This window comes from Phaeobacter italicus, from assembly GCF_001258055.1.
Classification (GTDB): Bacteria; Pseudomonadota; Alphaproteobacteria; order Rhodobacterales; family Rhodobacteraceae; genus Phaeobacter; species Phaeobacter italicus.
In genome coordinates this window covers 21,757-41,455 of record NZ_CVRM01000003.1, presented here as the reverse complement: position 1 = coordinate 41,455, position 19,699 = coordinate 21,757, and the positions used below count along the sequence as shown (strand labels likewise).

General features: G+C 62.7%; 20 protein-coding genes. 14 read left to right on the top strand and 6 right to left on the bottom strand.

Translation table 11 applies throughout. The features are described from left to right. The first annotated feature begins 104 nt into the window (after nucleotides 1-104). Nucleotides 105-521 carry a DUF983 domain-containing protein gene (locus tag NIT7645_RS01275; protein ID WP_008560598.1) on the top strand — a complete coding sequence of 139 codons (417 nt, stop codon included), beginning with the start codon at nucleotides 105-107 and terminating at the stop codon, nucleotides 519-521. 172 nt (nucleotides 522-693) lie between these two features. Continuing rightward, nucleotides 694-1,425: an NUDIX hydrolase gene (locus tag NIT7645_RS01270; RefSeq protein WP_037302907.1), complete on the top strand. Its 732-nt coding sequence runs from the start codon at nucleotides 694-696 to the stop codon at nucleotides 1,423-1,425. 10 nt (nucleotides 1,426-1,435) lie between these two features. On the opposite strand, the gene NIT7645_RS01265 is transcribed toward NIT7645_RS01270, so the two are convergent. Both NIT7645_RS01265 and NIT7645_RS01260 read right to left on the bottom strand, forming a co-directional pair. Continuing rightward, entirely contained in the window at nucleotides 1,436-2,338 is a 903-nt protein-coding gene (locus tag NIT7645_RS01265; RefSeq protein ID WP_008562508.1) for an EamA family transporter, read from the bottom strand. A gap of 18 nt (nucleotides 2,339-2,356) precedes the next feature. Beyond that, nucleotides 2,357-3,298 carry a fatty acid desaturase gene (locus NIT7645_RS01260; RefSeq protein WP_008558802.1) on the bottom strand — a complete coding sequence of 314 codons (942 nt, stop codon included), beginning with the start codon at nucleotides 3,296-3,298 and terminating at the stop codon, nucleotides 2,357-2,359. Between the two features lie 176 nt (nucleotides 3,299-3,474). On the opposite strand from NIT7645_RS01260, the gene NIT7645_RS01255 reads away from it, so the two are divergent. Further along, the gene (locus tag NIT7645_RS01255; RefSeq protein ID WP_008560738.1) at nucleotides 3,475-4,335 is read left to right on the top strand and encodes a helix-turn-helix domain-containing protein; all 861 of its coding nucleotides are present in this window, start codon (nucleotides 3,475-3,477) and stop codon (nucleotides 4,333-4,335) included. A 32-nt stretch (nucleotides 4,336-4,367) separates the two neighbouring features. Here NIT7645_RS01255 and NIT7645_RS01250 read toward each other — a convergent pair whose 3' ends face one another. Together NIT7645_RS01250 and NIT7645_RS01245 are read right to left on the bottom strand one after the other, a co-directional pair. After that, on the bottom strand, nucleotides 4,368-5,141 hold the full coding sequence (locus NIT7645_RS01250) for an SDR family oxidoreductase (RefSeq protein WP_008559276.1): 774 nt from the start codon (nucleotides 5,139-5,141) through the stop codon (nucleotides 4,368-4,370). Next, on the bottom strand, nucleotides 5,138-6,613 hold the full coding sequence (locus NIT7645_RS01245) for a carnitine 3-dehydrogenase (RefSeq protein ID WP_050685814.1): 1,476 nt from the start codon (nucleotides 6,611-6,613) through the stop codon (nucleotides 5,138-5,140). Before NIT7645_RS01245 ends, NIT7645_RS01250 begins: the two co-directional genes overlap by 4 nt. Nucleotides 6,614-6,687: 74 nt before the next feature. On the opposite strand from NIT7645_RS01245, the gene NIT7645_RS01240 reads away from it, so the two are divergent. Beyond that, nucleotides 6,688-7,161: a DUF1203 domain-containing protein gene (locus NIT7645_RS01240; protein WP_008560661.1), complete on the top strand. Its 474-nt coding sequence runs from the start codon at nucleotides 6,688-6,690 to the stop codon at nucleotides 7,159-7,161. 61 nt (nucleotides 7,162-7,222) lie between these two features. Here NIT7645_RS01240 and bcoG read toward each other — a convergent pair whose 3' ends face one another. Continuing rightward, nucleotides 7,223-8,140, bottom strand: a complete 918-nt coding sequence (gene bcoG, locus NIT7645_RS01235) for a 3-dehydrocarnitine:acetyl-CoA trimethylamine transferase BcoG (RefSeq protein WP_008560805.1) — start codon at nucleotides 8,138-8,140, stop codon at nucleotides 7,223-7,225. Nucleotides 8,141-8,273: 133 nt separating this feature from the next. Between bcoG and NIT7645_RS01230 the strand changes: the two genes are divergently transcribed. Continuing rightward, nucleotides 8,274-9,365: a GlxA family transcriptional regulator gene (locus NIT7645_RS01230; protein WP_050672493.1), complete on the top strand. Its 1,092-nt coding sequence runs from the start codon at nucleotides 8,274-8,276 to the stop codon at nucleotides 9,363-9,365. Nucleotides 9,366-9,443: 78 nt separating this feature from the next. Here the strand turns inward: NIT7645_RS01230 and NIT7645_RS01225 are convergent, their stop codons facing one another. Further along, a complete protein-coding gene (locus tag NIT7645_RS01225; RefSeq protein ID WP_037302910.1) occupies nucleotides 9,444-10,487 on the bottom strand; it encodes an aldo/keto reductase in 1,044 nt (347 codons plus the stop codon). Between the two features lie 286 nt (nucleotides 10,488-10,773). Between NIT7645_RS01225 and NIT7645_RS01220 the strand changes: the two genes are divergently transcribed. The 9 genes from NIT7645_RS01220 (at nucleotide 10,774) to NIT7645_RS01185 (ending at nucleotide 19,698) form a co-directional block, all read left to right on the top strand. After that, entirely contained in the window at nucleotides 10,774-11,175 is a 402-nt protein-coding gene (locus tag NIT7645_RS01220) for a rhodanese-like domain-containing protein (protein WP_008561765.1), read from the top strand. A gap of 126 nt (nucleotides 11,176-11,301) precedes the next feature. After that, entirely contained in the window at nucleotides 11,302-12,525 is a 1,224-nt protein-coding gene (locus tag NIT7645_RS01215) for an MFS transporter (protein WP_008562785.1), read from the top strand. Between the two features lie 92 nt (nucleotides 12,526-12,617). Continuing rightward, entirely contained in the window at nucleotides 12,618-14,339 is a 1,722-nt protein-coding gene (gene metG, locus NIT7645_RS01210; RefSeq protein WP_173644459.1) for a methionine--tRNA ligase, read from the top strand. A 283-nt stretch (nucleotides 14,340-14,622) separates the two neighbouring features. After that, nucleotides 14,623-14,748, top strand: coding sequence for a hypothetical protein (locus NIT7645_RS19735; protein WP_278245801.1), 126 nt, complete (start codon nucleotides 14,623-14,625; stop codon nucleotides 14,746-14,748). 47 nt (nucleotides 14,749-14,795) lie between these two features. Continuing rightward, the gene (gene hemP, locus NIT7645_RS01205) at nucleotides 14,796-14,960 is read left to right on the top strand and encodes a hemin uptake protein HemP (protein WP_110732358.1); all 165 of its coding nucleotides are present in this window, start codon (nucleotides 14,796-14,798) and stop codon (nucleotides 14,958-14,960) included. After that, complete coding sequence (locus NIT7645_RS01200; protein ID WP_074964311.1) at nucleotides 14,957-15,511, top strand: hypothetical protein; 555 nt, start codon at nucleotides 14,957-14,959, stop codon at nucleotides 15,509-15,511. Before hemP ends, NIT7645_RS01200 begins: the two co-directional genes overlap by 4 nt. 53 nt (nucleotides 15,512-15,564) lie before the next feature. Then, nucleotides 15,565-16,833 carry an imelysin family protein gene (locus NIT7645_RS01195; RefSeq protein ID WP_008560742.1) on the top strand — a complete coding sequence of 423 codons (1,269 nt, stop codon included), beginning with the start codon at nucleotides 15,565-15,567 and terminating at the stop codon, nucleotides 16,831-16,833. A 175-nt stretch (nucleotides 16,834-17,008) separates the two neighbouring features. Continuing rightward, on the top strand, nucleotides 17,009-18,601 hold the full coding sequence (locus NIT7645_RS01190; protein ID WP_008563262.1) for a di-heme oxidoreductase family protein: 1,593 nt from the start codon (nucleotides 17,009-17,011) through the stop codon (nucleotides 18,599-18,601). Further along, entirely contained in the window at nucleotides 18,601-19,698 is a 1,098-nt protein-coding gene (locus tag NIT7645_RS01185) for an imelysin family protein (protein WP_008560411.1), read from the top strand. The genes NIT7645_RS01190 and NIT7645_RS01185 overlap by 1 nt, the downstream gene beginning before the upstream one ends. Nucleotide 19,699: the final 1 nt, after the last annotated feature.

Genomic DNA, 19,699 nt, shown 5'->3' with positions numbered 1-19,699 from the left:
CCAAAGCCGCCCAATCTTGCGGCATCCCGACGCAGACCCAATGACGCCCCCTTTATTCCGGGACGCAATGAGACCAAATATGAGCTCAAAAGATAGGATTTGTTATGACCGAGTCATCTGCGGCGCTTTCGGCCGACATCAAAACTGATAGCCAAGAAGACCGTCCAACCTGGCCCGCGGTTCTGCGGGGCTGGCGGTGCAAATGCCCCAACTGCGGCGAGGGCAAAGTCCTTCATTCGTACCTCAAGGTGAATGATGAATGCGCCAATTGCGGTCTGAACCTCAGCAATGCGCGTGCCGACGATGGCCCTGCATATCTGACCATTCTTCTGGTGGGCCACATTATGGCACCGCTGATGCATGTGGTCTATTTCGCCTGGCGGCCAGAGCCGCTGGTGACCTTTACGGTGTTCTCACTGGGGTGCCTGCTGTCCTCGCTGTTCCTGCTGCCCCGGATGAAGGGGATTGTCGTCGCCTACCAATGGGCGCGCCGGATGCACGGTTTCGGCAAGGAAGACTAAGCAGACAAGATCAGACAAAAGGCCCTGCCACCGGCACGGGCCTTTTTCTTTACCGCAGGTTTCGCCGCAGCGGCACAGGCGGTGCCCCTTGCATCACTGCCCGATCCCGGTCAGATCTAAGGGGCAGTCTCTGATGCTGCGCACCTCTCTTATTGCCATCAAAAGGTTGCCCATGATCCCCGAAAGCGCCCAAGCCCGGACCACCACAGACAAGACAGCGATCCGCAACGCGGCAACCGTGATTGTGGTGCGGGACCGGATGGGTGCGGATCCGCAGGTCTTGATGGGCCAGCGTGGCGCCAAGGCCGCTTTCATGCCCAACAAGGTGGTGTTCCCCGGCGGTGCGGTAGACCTTGGCGACGGTGACGTTCCATTGGCCACGCCGCTGCCGGATGTCTGCCGCGATCGCCTGCAGGAACAATCCGCAGGCGATCTTCACCATGCGCTGGCCGTGGCCGCAATCCGCGAGCTGTGGGAAGAAACCGGTCTGATCCTGGGCACCCCCGGCACATGGCCCACACCGCCGGAAACTGACTGGGAGGGGTTTGCCGCCACCGGTCACTTGCCCGCTGCCGCTGGTTTGCAGTTTGTCTTCCGCGCCATTACCCCGCCGGGCCGCCCCCGCCGGTTTGACGCACGGTTCTTTCTGATCGATGCAGAGCATATCGTCGGCGATCTCGACGATTTCTCCCGCGCCAGCGAAGAGCTGTCCCACCTCCAGTGGATCCCGCTCAGCCGGGTGCGGACCTATGATCTGCCCTTCATCACCGAAGTGGTCCTCGCCGAAGTCACACAGCGCATCCGTAACAGCGAACCACCGGTCAGTGTGCCGTTCTTTCGCAATGACGATGAATCGAGCCATTTCCTGCGGCTCAAGGGCTATCCGATGCCAAGCGACGGCTGAGCCTGCCAGCTCAGATTGCCAGCAACAGCACCAGGATCGACAGGATCAGCAACCCCATGCCAAGGATCTCGCGCCGGGTGATGACCTCCTTGAAGAACAGCACCGACGCCAGCAGCGACAACAGCAATTCGATCTGACCCAGCGCCTTGACGTAGGCGGCATTCTGCAGGGTAAAGGCCCAGAACCAGCAGAATGACCCAAGAAGGCTGGTCATGCCGACCCAGACCGCAACCCGCCTTGCGGCCCAGACACGGGCAATTTCACCCTTTTCGCGCAGGCTCAGCCAGACCAGCATGAACAGGGTCTGAAGACTGACGACAACGGCCAGCGTGACCCCGGCGCGAAATGCGGCCTCCAGCTCGGCCAGTTGCAACGATGCCCCCCGGTAGCTCACGGCGGAAAAGGCAAACAGAACCCCCGAACCAAGCCCCAGAAGCGACGCCCGATTGGTCAGATGCCGCCACCACGGTCCAGTGCTTTCCGGTGTCTTCGACAAGACCAGAACCGCGCAAAGCCCAATGACGATCGCCCCCCAGCCAAGGGCAGAGATCCCGTCTCCCAGAACGATCAGCCCGACAATGGCGGTCTGGATGACCTCGGTTTTCTTGAAGGTGATGCCGACTGCGAAATTGCGTTGGCGGAACAGGGCGACAACGCACACCGTGGCAAGGATTTGCGCCGTACCGCCAATTGTTGCGAAGACCCAGAATGTCGCGCTCAGATCAGGAAAGGCGCGCCCCGACACCGCAAGATAGCCAAAAAGCCCCGCCCAGATCAGTGGCGCGGAATAAACAAACCGGGCAAATGTCGCACCGGCAGACGACAGGGTCACACTGCTCAGGACCTTTTGCAGCATGAAGCGAACTGTCTGAAAACTGGCAGCCGCAATGGCGATGGGGATCCACAAACTCATGCAAAGGGTTATGGCCCCTTACGTGCGGTCTGACCAGATCGGATGTGCAACGGGATCCTTGCGCCGCAGCGCATAGCGACGAAAGATCCGGGCATATGACGGGTAACTGTAGCCCTGATTGCGATCGTGAAAGCCCTGCCTCTGCGCTGCGTACAGCGCAGGCAGGTCATACCACGGCACACCCGGGTGACAGTGGTGCACCGCATGGAGATGGTTGTTGAGAAACAAAAACCCAAGGAACCCGCCACGCTCGACGATCACGGTGCGCGCCTTGGGGTCGTCGTGGGCACGATGCTCCAAAAAGGTGCGGATCTTGAGGATCGCAAGGCCAAGATAGGCAGCCACAAGATAGCTCATCAACGACAGCGGACTGACCCAGACCAGCCCGACAACCAGACCAGCCCCAAGACAATGCAGCAGCCAGTCCCGCAACACGGCCTCATCGCCACCGCGGATCAGGCGCCACTCCTGCGCCATAAAGCGGCCCTGCCCCAGCAGTGGCCCAATCACCACCCGCCCCAACAGCGTGTTGTTCACACGAAACAGCAGACGCGCAGCCCAGCCCAACCGCAGCCAGACGGCTGGGTCCAGGAAGTTGCTCTCCGGATCATCATAAGGGTCTGTCAGCCGCTCATCACGGTGATGGGCAAGATGGGTGTCACGAAACCGGCCATATGGAATGGCGAGGTTCAAAGGCAGGAACATCAGCGCCTCGTTCAGCACGCGCAGTCGGAAAGGATGGCCATGCAGCGCCTCATGGCACAGCGACGCGTGCAGCGTGATCAGCACCGCCAGGATCGGGACGGCAACAACAGGCGGCAACAGGCCCGCTGCGAACAGGACGGCGGCCCAACTCCCATAGCAGCCAAGGATCAAGAACAGCGTGCGCCATTCCACCCGACCCACCGCGATGATCGGAGCCTCAGCCGCAAGCGGGCCATCTCGCTGCGTATCAGACATCAGCCACCTTTATCTGATGGCCAGCTGTCTGATCCCGGTGCGCCCCCGTCCAAATGTGCATCTCTCTGTTTTATCCCGCTGAAATCTATGGCTCTGTCAGGGATAGCCAGTGGATCGGTGATGCAGAATTCCAAATATGATTAACAAAATCCATCAACGGTGATATTTATCACCACATGATCGAAATTATCGACAAACGACTGCGCGCTGCGCAGTTTCGGCTCCGGCTCAACAGGGCGCTGGCGGATAGCGGTCTCAGCCAGAGCGCCCTTGCCCGCGCCATCGGCGTCGACCGCTCCACCATATCGCAACTTTTGACCGACGAGGGCGCGCGCCTGCCAAACGCTCATGTGGTTGGCGCCTGTGCAGCGGCGCTTGGTGTGTCGGCCGATTGGCTGCTGAGCCTGTCAGAGCGGCCCGAGAACGCCGCCGATCTGGTTGCAGCAAGCCTGACGATGAGCGCGGCCCCCCGTGCGCTGGTGGATGAGCGGATATTCGGCTGGCATCAAGAGGCCGAGGGCTACAAGATCCGCCATGTCCCTGCGGCCTTGCCTGACATGCTCAAGACCCGCGCGCTTCTGGAATGGGAATATGCCCCGCATCTGGGGCGCACAGCCGATCAGGCCATCGGCGCCTCGCAGGACCGTCTGGACTGGATGCGCCGCTCTCCGTCGGATTATGAAATCGCCATGCCGATCTACGAGCTGGACAGCTTTGCCAAGGGCACCGGCTATTACGAGGGGCTACCGCGCGACATCCGCGAGGAGCAGCTGAGCCACTTCGAACACCTCAGCACCCAGCTTTATCCGCGCCTTCGGATTTATCTGTTTGATGCCAAGCGGCTTTACTCTGCGCCGCTCACGGTGTTTGGGCCGCTACTCTGCGTGCTTTATGCAGGCAGTCACTACCTCGCCTTTCGCGACAAGGAGCGGGTCGCAACGCTCACCACCCATTTCGACAATCTGGTGCGCGAGGCCGATATCACCGCCCGGCAGGTACCCGACCGGCTCAGGGATCTCAGGGCGGCGATTTCCTGAACGCTGCAGCCGGGCCGCCTGTGCAGCTCGGCTCACACCTTGGGATCCGGGTTCTCCGTATGGCCGTCCACCGCAATCACCTGCCCCGACACCAGCCGGGCAGCATCAGAGCCTAGGAACACCGCCATATTGGCAATGTCGCGTGCCTCAACAAAGGACCGCATCGACGTCCCCGACGCATAGCCTTCATAGACCTGATCGCGGCTCATGCCCTTGGCTGCGGCCTCACGTTCCAGAACGCCCTCCATCCGCGGCCCTTCAACGGCACCGGGGCAGATCGCGTTGGCACGGACACCATATGGGCCCAGCTCCATTGCCAAGGTCTTCATAAGCCCGATCACCGCCCATTTCGCCGAAGCATAAGGCGCCCGGTTCGGATAGCCGTACTGCCCTGCGGTGGAGGATGTCACGATGATCGATCCAGCCCGGGCGGCCTTCATCAAAGGTGCTGCGTATTTGGCCGCCAGAAAGCAGCCCTCCAGATTGACGCTCACGCATTTGCGCCAGTCCTCCAGCGCGATATCCTCGATCAGCGCAGTCGGACCGGCGATGCCTGCATTGGCACATAGCACATCCAGCCCGCCCCATTGCTCGCGCACCTCGGCAAACAGTGCTGCAACACTGTCCTCGTCAGCCGCATCAACCACGCTGGCCTGCCAGCCCGCCGGAAGATCCGACAGGCTGTCTGCATTCACATCCGTGACCCAGACCTGATGACCGGCAGCGGCAAAGCCCTCTGCCATCGCACGCCCGATCCCGGAACCACCTGCGGTAATCAAAACCCGCGCGGCACGTGCCCCGCTCATCTTGGGGCACCGATCGCGCGGCCCAGTCCCTCTGGTGCGTCCAAAGCCGCATGCGCCTCTGCCAGCTTCACGAGGTTCGCCTCGATATGGGCTGCGGGCGGGGCGGACCGGCGGGTCTCAAGATTCACGTGCAACAGCATGTGTTCGCCTGTCGCCAGCAACCGGTCACCGGAATACATCTCGTGCCAGACATGCATCTTCTTGCCCTGCCCCATGATGACCCGGGTCCGCACCTGCATGGGATCACCTGCATGCACCTCGTCGATGTGGCGGATATGGGTTTCAGCGGTAAAATAGCTGCCACCACTTGCGATATACTCTGCATCACAGCCGATGATCATCATCAGCCGGTCAGTGGACTGCGCAAAGGCGTCGAGATAGCGGCTCTCGGTCATGTGGCCGTTGTAGTCGGTCCAGTCCAGCGGCACGATCCGGCTTTGGGTGAGGATGGGTTGGCCGAGGTCCGCAATCTCCTCGATCGAGCGCACGAGCCCCACATCCGCCTCCCGGCCCGCATCATGGGCGTTCTGCAAAGCACCGGCACCCCAGTCATTGGCCCCCAGAGCCCGCATCATGCCCACAAGGTTGTCATCGCGGATACGTTCCAACTCGCGGATCGAATGATGCCCCGATTGCGCGTCCGACTGGCCTGCGATCAGATCAACCAGCTCATCGGTGAACTCCGGCACATCCATCAGCTTCGTCCAGGGCCATTTCAGCGCCGGGCCGAACTGCGCCATGAAGTGCTTCATGCCCGCCTCACCGCCTGCGACGCGGTAGGTTTCAAACAGGCCCATCTGCGCCCAGCGAATGCCAAAGCCGTAGCGGATCGCATTGTCGATCTCTTCGGTGGTGGCGATGCCGTCCTTGACCAGCCACAGCGCCTCGCGCCAGACGGCCTCCAGGAACCGGTCCGCCACATGGGCGTCGATCTCCTTTTTCAGATGCAGGGGATACATGCCGATCTCGGTGATGATCGCCTTGGCGCTGTCGATCACGCTTGCCGGGTTCACCTCGGTCGTGACCAGCTCCACCAGCGGCATCAGGTAGACCGGGTTGAACGGATGCGCGACCACGATCTGGCCTGCGTTGTCGAACCCCTCCTGCAACTGCGAAGGTCGGTAGCCCGAGGTCGAAGAGCCGATGACTGCATCCTTGCCCGCATGCGCCTGCAACTCGCCATAGACCTTTTGCTTCAGCTCCAGCCGTTCGGGGACGCTTTCCTGAATCCACTCCGCACCTTCCACGGCCTCTGCGATGGTCGCGTGATAGGTCAGCGTGCCCTCGGCAGGAAGCGCCACATTGCCCAGACCAGGCAGCGAGCGGCGGGCGTTGGCCAGCACTTCACCGATCTTGCGCTCCGCTTCCGGGTCCGGGTCGAACACCCGCACGTTCCAGCCATTGAGCAGGAACCGCGCGGCCCATCCCCCGCCGATAACCCCACCACCGATGATTGCTGCTGTTTTTGTCATGTCACTTTCCCGCATGTTTCGGGTCGCCTGGCCGGGCTGCACAAAGGCACATTCCCACAGAAAGGAGACCATTCATGAAACTTCAATTTTCCGGATTGCCCAGCGCGGCAGTCGAAGCGATCCACCACACCGGGCTTGATAGCTATGGCGACCCGGTTGAGCGCCATCCCAGCGCCGAAGAGGGCGGCATGCCCTGTCGCCACTGTTTGCAGAACGTCCCTGCAGGCAAGCCATTTCTGGCGCTGGCCCATCGCCCCTTTACCGGGCGCAACCCCTTTACCGAGACCGGACCGATCTACCTTTGCGATCCGTTCTGTGCGCCAGCCACGGCGTCGCCCGACGTGCCCACGTTTCTTTCCGCACCTCAATATATCCTGCGAGGTTACGGGCCGGACGAGCGGATCGTCTACGGCACGGGTGCGGTGACACCGCGCGCCGAACTCAAGGCCTATGCCGAAACGCTGCTGTCGCGCGATGACATCGCCTTTGTCGATCTGCGCAGCGCCAGCAACAACTGCTTCCTCTGCCGCATTCACCGCGCAGAGTAATCCGATGGGCCGCGTGATAGTCAGTCGCGCGGCCATCTTCATCCTGCCCACATCACAGACATTACTTCGCCACCGGCGCGCGTTTCACCAGCCCCAGCTGGGCGCGCACCTCATCCGGTCCCATCAGCTTGGCGCCCATGTTCTCGATGATGGTGCCAGCGCGTTCGACCAACTGCCAGTTCTCCGCCAGCTGCCCTTTGCCAAGCCAGAGGTTGTCCTCCAGACCAACCCGCACGTTGCCGCCTGCCAGAACAGAGGCCGCGACATAGGCCATCTGATCGCGCCCCAGCGAGAACGCAGACCAGTCCCAATCAGTCGGCACATTGTTGACCATCGCCATGAAGGTATTCAAATCATTGGGCGCGCCCCAGGGCACCCCCATGCACAGCTGGACCAAAGCAGGGCTGGCCAACACGCCTTCCTTCACCAGTTCCTTGGCAAACCACAGATGCCCGGTGTCAAAGGCTTCGATCTCGGGCTTTACCCCCAGATCCGTCATCATCTGCCCCATTGCCCGCAACATGCCCGGCGTGTTGGTCATCACGTAATCGGCTTCGGCAAAATTCATGGTGCCGCAGTCCAGCGTGCAGATCTCCGGCAGGCATTCTGCGATATGAGCCATCCGCTCGGTCGCACCGACCATATCGGTTCCCGCCTCATTCACCGGAAAGGGGTTTTCGGTATCGCCAAAAACGATATCTCCGCCCATGCCCGCAGTCAGGTTCAGCACCACATCTGTGTCGCTCTCACGGATCCGGTCTGTCACTTCACGATAAAGCGCCAGATCGCGCGAGGGCGTGCCGGTCTCGGGATCGCGGACATGGCAGTGGACAATGGCGGCCCCCGCCTTGGCAGCCGCAATGGCACTATCGGCGATTTCCTTGGGCGAACGCGGCACATGCGGGCTGCGATCCTGGGTGCTGCCAGAGCCGGTCACAGCACAGGTGATAAAGACGTTTCGGTTCATATTCAGAGGCATTTTCGTTCTCCCCTCGATGTACAGGGTTGTGCCAAGAGTTATCCCCAAGGCTGCCCCCAGATTCCTGTTTGTGTTGTGCTCGATGCTGCCGCAGCCTTGATGCACCAACTAGTCAACATGCGAATCGAACTTGATGAAATCCGCAAAAAACATCCTCCAGCCCGAGAATCAGCCGCTGAAAACGGCTGTTTTGGTGCTTGATGAGAGCAACACGCTGTCCTTTGCCGCTGCCGTGGACCCGATGCGCGCAGCCAACCGGCTGGCAGGTCGCGGTGCGTTTGATTGGGATTATATCACCGCAACCAGCGAACCTGCGATGCTGACCAGCGGCCTGTCCGTGCCGGGCATTCCGCTGGCCCGCCTTCAGGGCTGCGAGCTGCTGATCGTGATCGCAGGCTTCCAGCTTGCGCGCCATGCCACCCCCAGCCTGCTGGCCGGGCTGCGCCGCATCGCGGCAGGCGGCGCGACGATTGCCGGCATTGATGGTGGTCCCTGGCTGATGGCCGAGGCGGGGCTTCTTGATGGTCATCCCGCAACCACCCATTGGGAAGATCTGGACAACTTCGCCAGCCGCTTCCCCGGCGTTCAATGCCGCAATGATCGGTTCACCCTCTCCGAGGGCCGCATGACATCCGGCGGTGCAACACCTGCGATCGAGATGATGCTGCATATCATCGGCAGTCGGCATGGCGCGGGCTTTGCCTCTCGTGTAGCGGGCCTGTTCCTCTACGACGGGCCCGGCTCTGCCGAACGCCCGCAAAGCCGCCTTGGCAGCTCCAAGCATTCGTCTCTGACAGCGCGGGCCAATGCGCTGATGGAGGCCGCCCTTGATGATCCCAAACCTCTCAGCGAAATCGCCGAAGAACTGGGCACCAGCACCCGCAGCCTGCAGCAGCAGTTTCGTCTGCGCCTGAACACCACGCCGCAGGACCACTATCTGCAGCTGCGCATGGCCGAGGCCCGCCGACTGGTGACAGATACCGATCTGCCCCTGATGGAGGTGGCAATGGCCACCGGCTTCAACTCGCAGTCCAGCTTTGCCCGCGCCTTCCGCACTGCGCATGGCACCACCGCACGCGAATTGCGCCAGGCCAGCCTTGGGGCCACTGCCCCAACCCGTCTGGCGGCCAGCAAGCCCCTGTTCAGCCAGGCCCCTCTCTCGCAGGGTCAAAGCACTCTGCGCCAGAGCGGCCCGCTGCCGCGTCATTCAACCGGGTCATACTGAGCCCCGACGCAGAACGACCACATAGAAACGGGCGGCCACATCGGGCCGCCCGTTTCGCTTTCCCGGCTGTCCGAGTAATCAATAGGGCATCGGATGCGCGCGGTGCGCCGCGTCGATGTCCTCCAGCACCTCCTGCGACAGGGTCAGATCGGCCCCGGCAAGCACATGTTCCAGCTGCGCCAGATTGGTCGCACCGAAGATGGCCGACGCCATGAAGGGCCGGGTATGACACCAGGCCAGCGCCATATGCACCGGGTCCAGCCCATGACGCTTGGCGATCTCCAGATAGGCCGCGACCGCCGGATACACCCGATCCGTATGACGCCCGCCCAGTTCCGGATTTAGCGTCTTGCGCGAGGCATCAGGCACAGCGCCGTCCTGATATTTGCCAGTGAGCAACCCCGTCGCCAGTGGCGAAAACGCCAGCAAGCCCACATCCTCATAGACGCTCAGCTCTGCCAGATCCGTGTCGTAAAGACGGCACAGGAGCGAATATTCATTCTGGATTGAGGCCACCCGCGGCCCACCCGTTTCTTCTGCCAGCCGCAGCCATTGCGCCGTGCCCCAGGCGCTTTCGTTGGACAGGCCAAAGGCGCGGATATTGCCCTTGTCCACCTGCGCCTTCAGCGCCTCGAGACAGCCCGCCATATTGTCCAGCACCTCCGCCCGGTCATTGCCGCCGGGATCATACTGCCAGTTCTTGCGGAACATGTAGCTGCCGCGATTGGGCCAGTGGAACTGGTAGAGATCAATGCAATCCGTCTTGAGACGTCGCAGTGATCCTTCGATGGTGGCCGGAATGGTCTCTGCCGTGATCGGCGCCCCATCCCGCACGGCCTGCATCCCCTCGCCGGAATGTTTGGTGGCAAGGATGTAGTCCCCGCGCCGTCCCGTGCGTGCGTTCCAGTTGCCGATGATCGCCTCGCTATCGCCAACCGTTTCGGCGCTGATCGGGTTCACCGGATACATTTCTGCCGTATCAAGGAAGTTCACCCCAGCTGCCAGCGCGGCATCAATCTGGGCATGGGCGTCGGCCTCATCCGTCTGGGTGCCAAAGGTCATCGTGCCAAGACAGAGTTGCGACACCTCCATGCCGGTGCGGCCGAGCGGGTTCTTTTTCATGATCGGGATCCTGTTTGCTGCAACGTTGCGGGCCGCCCCGCGGCCCATCATGTCAGCGCAAACACTAGCGCAGCCCGGCCCCGATGCAACCGCCTGCCCCATCAACTGGCCGACACTGCCCCGATACTGCGCCGATACTGCGCCGATACTGCCCGGATACTGCGCAGGAAAGTGATCGCTGACGCACTCGCCATCCGCCCTCTCCCCTTGCCAAGCGCAGGCGCCTCCCCCAGCTTGAAGCACAGGACAGGACCAATTCGCCCACCTACAGACAGAAAGGCATTACATGGCCCAGACAATCACCAAAGGCGTCAAGGCGCTCCTCGACGAGGCAAACGCCGTCGTCGAAACGATGCCGGTCGAGACCGCGAAAGACGCCATCCACGATGACGCCTATGTGTTCATCGATCTGCGCGATATCCGCGAGTTGCAGGCCAACGGCATGATCCCGCGGGCCTTTTCCTGCCCGCGCGGGATGCTGGAATTCTGGATCGACCCCGACAGCCCCTATCACAAGCCTGTGTTCAATCAGGACAAGACCTATGTGTTCTACTGCGCCAGCGCCTGGCGCTCTGCACTGGCGGCCAAGGCCGCGATGGAGATGGGGCTTGGCCCGGTCATGCACCTTGAAGGCGGCTTTACCGCCTGGACCAAGGCAGCCGGCGAGATCGCCCAGCGCGACGACTAACCGGACGACGCCACACCGGCGCTGCGCGGCAAAACCGCTGCGCAGCTGCCCAATGCGACACGGGGTTGGCAAAAATGTCGGATTTCCCCGTGCATTTGCGCCGCTCAGCCGTCATGACTTGGCATTATGCGCCTGTTGATTTCCTTCGCCGCCCTGTTTCTTTCTGTGATCCTGCTGCAGCTCTCCACCGGAGGTGTGGGCCCGCTGGATGCAATCTCCGGCCTGACGCTCGGGTTTGACAAAGAGCAGATCGGCTTTCTGGGCTCGGCCCATTTTGTCGGCTTTTTCATCGGCTGCTGGTGGGTGCCACGCCTGATGGGCAATGTCGGTCACAGCCGGGCCTTTGCGGTCTGTACCGCGCTGGGGGCAATGGGGCTGATTGGCCACACGCTGACCGAAGACCCGCTCGCCTGGGCGGCAATGCGGATCGCCTCGGGCCTGTGCATGGCGGGCTGTTACACGGTGATCGAAGCCTGGCTGAATGCGAAGGTCACAAACGAAAACCGGGGGCGTGCGATGGGCACCTACCGGATCGCCGATCTCTCGGCCTCGCTGGCCGCGCAGTTGCTGATCGCGGTTTTGCCTCCGGCGGCTTATGTGTCCTACAACCTGCTGGCAATCCTGTGCTGCGCAGCCCTGTTGCCGTTGACCATGACGAAGGCCAGCCAACCGGAAATCCCTGACGCCCCCCGCCTGCGCCCAAGGCTTGCCTGGAACTGCTCTCCACTGGCGGTGGCAGGTGTGATCGTGGCCGCGCTCAGCTCTGCGTCCTTTCGGATGGTCGGGCCGATCTATGGCCAGGAGGTCGGGCTCCAAGTCGGGCAGATCGCCTTTTTCCTCGCCTCCTTCGTGCTGGGGGGCGCACTGGCGCAATATCCGCTTGGCTGGCTTGCCGACAAATACGACCGGCGCTGGGTGCTGATCTGGCTGTCGGCCATCGCAATCGTCAGCTGCGCAATCACCATGGCCGCAAGCGGCACCGGCACCATCGGCGTGATGCTGGCAGCGGCCTTCTTTGGCTTTACCACCTTCCCGATCTTTTCGGTGTCAGCCGCCCACGCCAATGACTTTGCCACCTCAGAACAGCGGGTCGAGCTCTCTGCGGCGCTGATGTTCTGGTACGCGCTGGGGGCCATCGCCTCACCCTATATTTCCTCTGCCCTGATCGACAGCTTCGGCCCGCCTGCGCTCTTTGCCTATGTGGCCGCAGGGCATGTGCTGCTGATCGTCTTTGGCCTCAGCCGGATGCGCGCGCGCCCCGCCCCCGAGGACCGGACCCGCTATGTCTATGCGCCGCGCACCTCCTTTACGATTGGCCGTCTCCTCAAACGTGCACGAGAGCGCCGATAGCATGGGAATTTAACCGCAAAGCGCAGCTCGGGGTTTCCGCCGCCTGCGCCATGCGCTAGACGGGCCTGCAAAGATTTATGTGGATGGACGATATGGCGCGCTTTCTCATTACTTCGGCGATCCCCTACATCAACGGGATCAAACACCTGGGCAACCTGGTGGGCAGCCAGCTGCCCGCCGATCTCTATGCCCGCTACCAGCGGGCGCGCGGCAATGAGGTGATGTTCCTCTGCGCCACCGACGAACACGGCACCCCCGCCGAACTGGCCGCCGCCAAGGCAGGCAAGCCGGTCGCGGAATACTGCGCCGAAATGCACGAGGTTCAGGCAGGAATCGCCAAGGGTTTCGGCCTCAGCTTCGATCACTTCGGCCGCTCCTCCAGCCCTCAGAACCACGCGCTGACCCAGCATTTCGCAGGCAAGCTGGCCGAGGCGGGCCTGATCCGCGAAGTCGAAGATCGCCAGGTCTATTCCCACGCCGACAAACGCTTTTTGCCGGACCGCTACGTGGAAGGCACCTGCCCCAACTGCGGCTACGACAAGGCCCGTGGCGACCAGTGCGAAAACTGCACCAAGCAGCTGGACCCCACCGACCTGATCGAGCCGCGCTCTGCCATCTCCGGCTCCACCGATCTCGAGGTGCGCGCAACCAAGCATCTCTATCTCTGCCAGTCCCAGCTCAAGGACGAGCTGGACGCCTGGATCGACAGCAAAACCGACTGGCCGGTGCTGACCACCTCGATTGCCAAGAAGTGGCTGCATGACGGCGATGGTCTTCAGGACCGTGGCATCACCCGTGATCTTGACTGGGGCATCCCCGTCAAGAAAGGCGACCAGGACTGGCCCGGCATGGAGGGCAAGGTCTTCTACGTCTGGTTTGACGCGCCCATCGAATACATCGCCGCCGCAGGCGAATGGGCCGAAGCCAATGGCAAGTCCGACGCCGAGTGGGAGCGCTGGTGGCGCACCGACAAAGGGGCCGAAGACGTCAAATACGTCCAGTTCATGGGCAAGGATAACGTCCCGTTCCACACCCTGTCCTTCCCGGCCACCATTCTCGGCTCGGGGGAGCCGTGGAAGATGGTCGACCACCTGAAGTCCTTCAACTACCTGAACTACGACGGTGGCCAGTTCTCCACCTCGCAGGGACGTGGCGTGTTCATGGATCAGGCGCTGGAAATCCTGCCCGCTGACTACTGGCGCTGGTGGCTCCTGTCCCACGCACCCGAAAGCAGCGATTCCGAATTCACCTGGGAGAACTTCCAGCAGTCGGTGAACAAGGACCTGGCGGATGTTCTGGGCAACTTTGTCAGCCGGATCACCAAATTCTGCCGTTCGAAATACGGCGAAGAGGTTCCGGCAGGCGGCTCTTATGGCGAGGCAGAACAGACCCTGATCAAAGAGCTGACCACCCGCATCCGCGCCTACGAAGACCACATGGCCGCGATGGAAGTCCGCAAATCCGCCCAAGAGCTGCGCGCAATCTGGGTTGCGGGCAATGAATACCTGCAATCCGTCGCCCCCTGGTCGACCTTCAAGACCGATCCCGAACAGGCAGCCGCGCAGGTGCGCCTTGGCCTGAACCTGATCCGTCTCTACGCGGTTTTGTCCTCCCCCTTCATCCCGACGGCAAAGGACACTCTGCTGGCCGCGATGCAGACCGAAGACGACAGCTGGCCCACCGATGTGGCCGCCGCGCTGGACGCGCTGCCCGTTGGCCACGCCTTCACCGTGCCAGAGGTTCTGTTCGCCAAGATCTCTGATGAACAGCGCGAAGACTGGCAAAGCCGCTTCTCCGGCATCCGCGAAAGCTGACGCCCGGTTTCAGACCATCCGGGGAAATCCCCGATCAGACAGAAAGGCCGCTCCTCAGGGGGCGGCCTTTTTCGTTGGCAGTCTGGCGACCCAAGGCCCCCATAATGCTTTGCTCTGCCGCCTCGGCGCGACAGGCCCATGTCGGGCCTCTGTCGAAAAAATTATAACCTGAGTAAAAAAGTCAGGTTGACGATTCTGATTAAATCAGTCAGGTATAGCCACAGTTCAGCCAAGCGCCCCGGCGCCAGCCCAAAGCTCAGTGCAAACCAACCGAGATCCTCCAGTGTCCACATCACACCAGCCCCAACAGCCATCCCCCCAGCACAGCCCGGCAGAGGACCTGCCCGGCTTTATCGGCTGGCTCTTTGATGGCGTTGCCAATGGCGACAGCGGGGTTGTGCTGGAATAGTATCTGGATCGCTCCGAGGACAGAAACGGGTGACAGACATGAACCAGATGAATTTTGACCACGCAGCCACCACCACCGCTGCAACCGAAGTTTTCCCGACCTATCACGCCGAAGATCTGGCGCGCGGCGGCAATCAGGCCCGTATTCTGTTGAACGGGCAGATCTACAGCCTCCGCATCACCCGCGCAGGCAAGCTGATCCTGACCAAATGACCCTCACTGCATCATCGACGGCCCCTGCGGCCTCTCGGGGTGGGGCGACCGTCGGCCTTCTGAGCGACCTCCCCCCGCTAGAGGCCGCCGCGGTGCGCGCCATGCGCCATTGGTTTGCCGGAACCGAGGCCCGCATGAGCCTGCGCGCCGACTGCGTCGCGGCGCTTGGCCCAACGCTGGGCCGGCAAGCCTATGAAACACTTGGCCGCTTTCTGAACTTCTGCGCCGCAGAGGGACGCCGCCCGCTGGTCCGCCACGGGCTCTCCTGCAACTGCCTTGGCGCGGACGAAAACTGCCTCGCCAATCTCGTAGCTACAGCAAATGATGCCGCTTTTGACGATGCCCAGATGCTGGCCAGCCTCGTGGTCTCTCCCCGTCAGGCCCCCCGCGCCGCCACAATGGCCGCCAAGGCCGCGTTGGTTCTGGATCAAATGGCGCGGGATCAAAACAGCCAGGATGCGCCCGCGGCCACCCACACAACAGCCGACGCCAAACAGCCCGCCAACTCCCCCGCGTTTCCCCGGCAGATCCTGTCGGCCCGTCTTCACTGACGCAGATTGTCTGCGCTCACGAACATCTCTCAACTGATTTCAAGGACCAAATCATGACATCGCATTTCCTCAAAGGCACCGCTGTGGCGGCACTGACCGCAGCTGCGGCACCCAGCTTTGCCGCTGACAAGGCAGAGGTTCTGACGACCTACGCCAATATCGCGCAGGCAAAATACGAGGACAGCCTGATCACGGCGAAGACCCTGCAATCTGCGGTCGACGCGCTGATCGCAGCCCCCTCTGCCGAGGCGCTGGAAGCGGCGCGCAAAGCCTGGCTTGCCGCCCGTGTGCCCTACCAGCAGTCCGAAGTCTTCCGCTTCGGCAACGCCATCGTCGACGACTGGGAAGGCAAGGTGAACGCATGGCCGCTGGATGAGGGGCTGATCGACTATGTGGATGCCTCCTACGGTGGGCCAAGCGACGAAAATACCCTCGCCGCATTGAACGTGATCGCGAACCCGCAGTTCGAACTCTCCGGCAAGGCCATCGATGCAAGCGCCATCACTCCGGCGCTGCTGGAAAACACCCTGCACGAAGCAGATGGCGTCGAGGCCAATGTGGCAACCGGCTACCATGCAATCGAATTTCTGCTCTGGGGTCAGGATCTGAACGGCACCGATCACGGTGCGGGCGATCGCCCCTGGACCGACTTTGCCGCTGGCGAGACCTGCACCGGTGGCCATTGTGACCGCCGCGGTGAATACCTGAAGGCCGCGACCGATCTCCTGGTGTCCGATCTGGAATGGATGGCCGCACAATGGGGCGACGCAGGCGAGGCGCGCAGCACCCTGATGGCAGATGAGGACGCAGGCATCACCGCCATGCTGACCGGCATGGGGTCTCTGTCCTACGGCGAGCAGGCAGGCGAACGCATGCGCCTTGGCCTGATGCTGAACGATCCCGAGGAAGAGCACGACTGCTTCTCCGACAACACCCACAACAGCCACTACTATGACGGTCTGGGCGTGCAGAACGTCTATCTGGGCGAATATGTTCGGGTAAACGGTGAACTGGTGTCCGGCGCCTCTCTCTCTGATCTGGTGGCAGAACAGGACAGCGCGCTCGACAGCGAGTTGCGCGGTAAACTTGCGCAGACCATGCAGGCCCTTGGCCGCATTAAAACCGCAGCAGAGGCGGGTTTCTCCTACGATCAGATGCTGGAAGCTGGCAATGAAGCTGGCGAAGCCCTGGTCATGGGCGGTGTGAACGGTCTGATCGACCAGACCCGCTCCATCGAGCGCGTGGTGAGCCTGTTGAACGTGGATGGCGTCGCCATCGAGGGGTCCGACAGTCTCGACAACCCCACCGCGGTTTTCCAGTAAACCGCCCCGGCTGCCGCCGCGCAGCCCGTGATTTCTGCAGGGGCGGCACCGTGCTGCCCCTGCTGTTCTGCGTTGCGCTGGCCTGCTGCAGCTGCGCAACCTGTTGCCAGGCACTGACCGACAGCCCACACCGGGCTGACCGGCCCGCTGCCCCGCCAGATAAAAGTGATAGACCATGATGCGTGATGTCCCGCTCCGCCGTTCCGCCACCGCCCTTGGGGCACTGTCCCTGCTTGCCGCGGCCACCCTCTCTGCTCAGCCTCTGCTGGCCGCAGAGCCCGCTGGAACCACCACACCTGCAATCGCGCTGCCTCCGCTCGGCGATCCGCATCTGACCGTTGTCCCGCGAACCGCCGAAGAAACCGCCCGCATTCAGGCAATCACCGCCCCTACGACGGAATTTGACGCCCCCGAACCGTTTGAGGCCCGCCCGGCAGGCGCAGCCACGGTCCGCGCCCGCAAGGATGACGAAGCCTACTCCCAACACAGCGCCGGCCTCACCTTTGAAGAAGAGCTGGAGTTCAAACTGGGCAATGGCCTGTTCAAGAAGGTCTGGGTGCCCTCCCCGGCCTCGACCCGCGCCTCTGACGGGCTCGGGCCGCTTTACAACGCACGCTCCTGCCAGCGCTGCCACCTCAAGGACGGGCGCGGCCACGTGCCGGAGGGGCCGGATTATGCCGCAGCCACCATGTTCCTGCGGGTGTCCGTTCCCGGCCCGGTGCCAGAGCAGCTGCAGGCGGTCCACGACTATATCGGCACCGCGCCGGAACCCACCTATGGGGGCCAGCTGCAGGATATTTCGGCCCCCGGCGTGCCAGCTGAATATCGGCTGGGGGTGACCTACAGCGCTGAAACCATCTCTCTCAACGGTGGGGAAACCGTCACCCTCCAACGCCCCAGCTACAGCGCCGACAGCCTTGGGTATGGCCCGTTGCAGGCAGACGCGATGCTGTCGCCCCGCGTGGCGCCCACGATGATCGGGCTTGGCCTGCTGGAGGCGATCCCCGCAGCCGACATCCTTGCGCTGGCAGATCCCGAAGACCGTGACGGAGATGGCATTTCTGGCCGCCCCAGTCTGGTCTGGTCCAAGGAACACCAGCAGATCATGCTCGGCCGGTTCGGCTACAAGGGCGGCATGCCGACAATCCACGAACAATCCGCGGGTGCCTTTGCAGGCGACATCGGGATTTCCACCCCGCTCAACCCGGCCCATTGGGGCGACTGCACCGAGGCCCAGACCGCCTGCCGCGCAGCACCGCATGGCGGCGAGGATGCCCGCGAGACAGAAATCGACCAGCCCAACATGGATCTGGTGACCTTCTACAGCCAGAACCTCGCGGTGCCTGCCCGCCGCGCCATCGAGGATCCGGCGGTCCTGCGCGGCAAGGAACAGTTCTACAACGCAGGGTGCACCAGCTGCCACACACCCAAGTTCGTCACCCACCGCATGGACGGGCGCGACGCGCAGAGCTTTCAGCTGATCTGGCCCTACAGCGATCTGTTGCTGCATGACATGGGCGACGGGCTTGCCGACAACCGCCCGGCCGGCCGCGCCAATGGCCGCGAATGGCGCACGGCCCCCCTGTGGGGGATCGGCCTGACCCAGCAGGTCAACCCGCGCGCAGGCTTTCTGCATGATGGGCGTGCCCGCACCTTGCTGGAGGCTGTCCTGTGGCACGGCGGAGAAGCCGCCGCAGCCCGCGACACCGTCGTGAACCTGCCGCCCGAAGATCGCGCCGACCTGATCCGTTTTCTGGAGTCGCTGTAATGCCCCGCTGCCTCACACATCTGCACACTCTGGCTGGCGCCCTTGGCATTGCCCTGGCGCTCTCTTCTACGCCCCTGCCTGCACAGACATCCCCGGCGGAATTGCCAGAACAGATGCAAACCTCCGCGCCAGATCTTCATCCGGATCAGCAGGTGGAATGGATCCTGTCAGGTCACATCCTGCCCGGCTTTGACGCGCTCGCAGGTCGCAGCGCGGATCTGGCCGAGGTGGCAAAAACCCACTGCGCCCCCACCGACGCCCGCCTGCGCAGCGCATTTGGCAGCGCCTTTGATGCCTGGGTCGCCGTAAGCCATCTTCGCTTTGGCCCCAGTGAAACCGCCAACCGCGCCTTTGCGCTGGCGTTCTGGCCGGACAGCCGCAACAAGATCCCCGGCACCCTGCGCCGCGCGCTGCTCGCGGATGGGGACACCACGGCCAACTGGGCCAACGCCGAGGAATTTGCCAAACAGTCCATCGCCCTGCGCGGGTTCTATGCGCTCGAACAGCTGCTTTATGATCCCGAGCTGATGAGCCTTGCCACACCACCGCAGACCTGCGCACTTGTGCAGGCGATCACCACCGACATGGCCCGCACCACTGCCGCCATCAGCACCGACTGGCACGCCAGCTACGCAGACGAGCTGCGCACGCCTTCCGACCGCTATCGCACCACAGCCGAGGTCCGCCAGGAGCTGTTCAAATCGCTGACAACCGGCTTGCAGATCCTCGGCGACATGCGCCTTGGCCGCCCCCTCGGCAGTTTCGACGCCCCACGTCCCGAACGCGCAGAGGCCCGCCGCTCAGCCCGCAGCCTGCGCCATATCCGCCTGACACTGGCCGCGATGGAGCCGCTGGCGCAGGCGCTCGCCGCCGGTGACACAGACCTTGCTCGCGCGGTCACTGCCGCCTTTGACAAGGCCCGCAGCCGCGCAGATCAGCTTGACGATCCCGCTTTGGCAGGTGTTGGTGATCCCGCACGCCGCTTCCGGCTGGAAACACTGCAGCAGGATGTGACCAACATCCGCGATCTGGTCACAAGCCAGCTTGGCCCGCGCCTTGGGGTAACGGCAGGCTTCAACTCGCTTGACGGGGACTGAT

Coding starts and splice junctions, on each gene's coding strand:
- NIT7645_RS01275 (WP_008560598.1), top strand. CDS start 105: ATGACCGAGTCATCTGCGGCGCTTTCGGCCGACATCAAAACTGATAGC.
- NIT7645_RS01270 (WP_037302907.1), top strand. CDS start 694: ATGATCCCCGAAAGCGCCCAAGCCCGGACCACCACAGACAAGACAGCG.
- NIT7645_RS01265 (WP_008562508.1), bottom strand. CDS start 2,338: ATGAGTTTGTGGATCCCCATCGCCATTGCGGCTGCCAGTTTTCAGACA.
- NIT7645_RS01260 (WP_008558802.1), bottom strand. CDS start 3,298: ATGTCTGATACGCAGCGAGATGGCCCGCTTGCGGCTGAGGCTCCGATC.
- NIT7645_RS01255 (WP_008560738.1), top strand. CDS start 3,475: ATGATCGAAATTATCGACAAACGACTGCGCGCTGCGCAGTTTCGGCTC.
- NIT7645_RS01250 (WP_008559276.1), bottom strand. CDS start 5,141: ATGAGCGGGGCACGTGCCGCGCGGGTTTTGATTACCGCAGGTGGTTCC.
- NIT7645_RS01245 (WP_050685814.1), bottom strand. CDS start 6,613: ATGACAAAAACAGCAGCAATCATCGGTGGTGGGGTTATCGGCGGGGGA.
- NIT7645_RS01240 (WP_008560661.1), top strand. CDS start 6,688: ATGAAACTTCAATTTTCCGGATTGCCCAGCGCGGCAGTCGAAGCGATC.
- bcoG (WP_008560805.1), bottom strand. CDS start 8,140: ATGCCTCTGAATATGAACCGAAACGTCTTTATCACCTGTGCTGTGACC.
- NIT7645_RS01230 (WP_050672493.1), top strand. CDS start 8,274: ATGAAATCCGCAAAAAACATCCTCCAGCCCGAGAATCAGCCGCTGAAA.
- NIT7645_RS01225 (WP_037302910.1), bottom strand. CDS start 10,487: ATGAAAAAGAACCCGCTCGGCCGCACCGGCATGGAGGTGTCGCAACTC.
- NIT7645_RS01220 (WP_008561765.1), top strand. CDS start 10,774: ATGGCCCAGACAATCACCAAAGGCGTCAAGGCGCTCCTCGACGAGGCA.
- NIT7645_RS01215 (WP_008562785.1), top strand. CDS start 11,302: ATGCGCCTGTTGATTTCCTTCGCCGCCCTGTTTCTTTCTGTGATCCTG.
- metG (WP_173644459.1), top strand. CDS start 12,618: ATGGCGCGCTTTCTCATTACTTCGGCGATCCCCTACATCAACGGGATC.
- hemP (WP_110732358.1), top strand. CDS start 14,796: ATGAATTTTGACCACGCAGCCACCACCACCGCTGCAACCGAAGTTTTC.
- NIT7645_RS01200 (WP_074964311.1), top strand. CDS start 14,957: ATGACCCTCACTGCATCATCGACGGCCCCTGCGGCCTCTCGGGGTGGG.
- NIT7645_RS01195 (WP_008560742.1), top strand. CDS start 15,565: ATGACATCGCATTTCCTCAAAGGCACCGCTGTGGCGGCACTGACCGCA.
- NIT7645_RS01190 (WP_008563262.1), top strand. CDS start 17,009: ATGATGCGTGATGTCCCGCTCCGCCGTTCCGCCACCGCCCTTGGGGCA.
- NIT7645_RS01185 (WP_008560411.1), top strand. CDS start 18,601: ATGCCCCGCTGCCTCACACATCTGCACACTCTGGCTGGCGCCCTTGGC.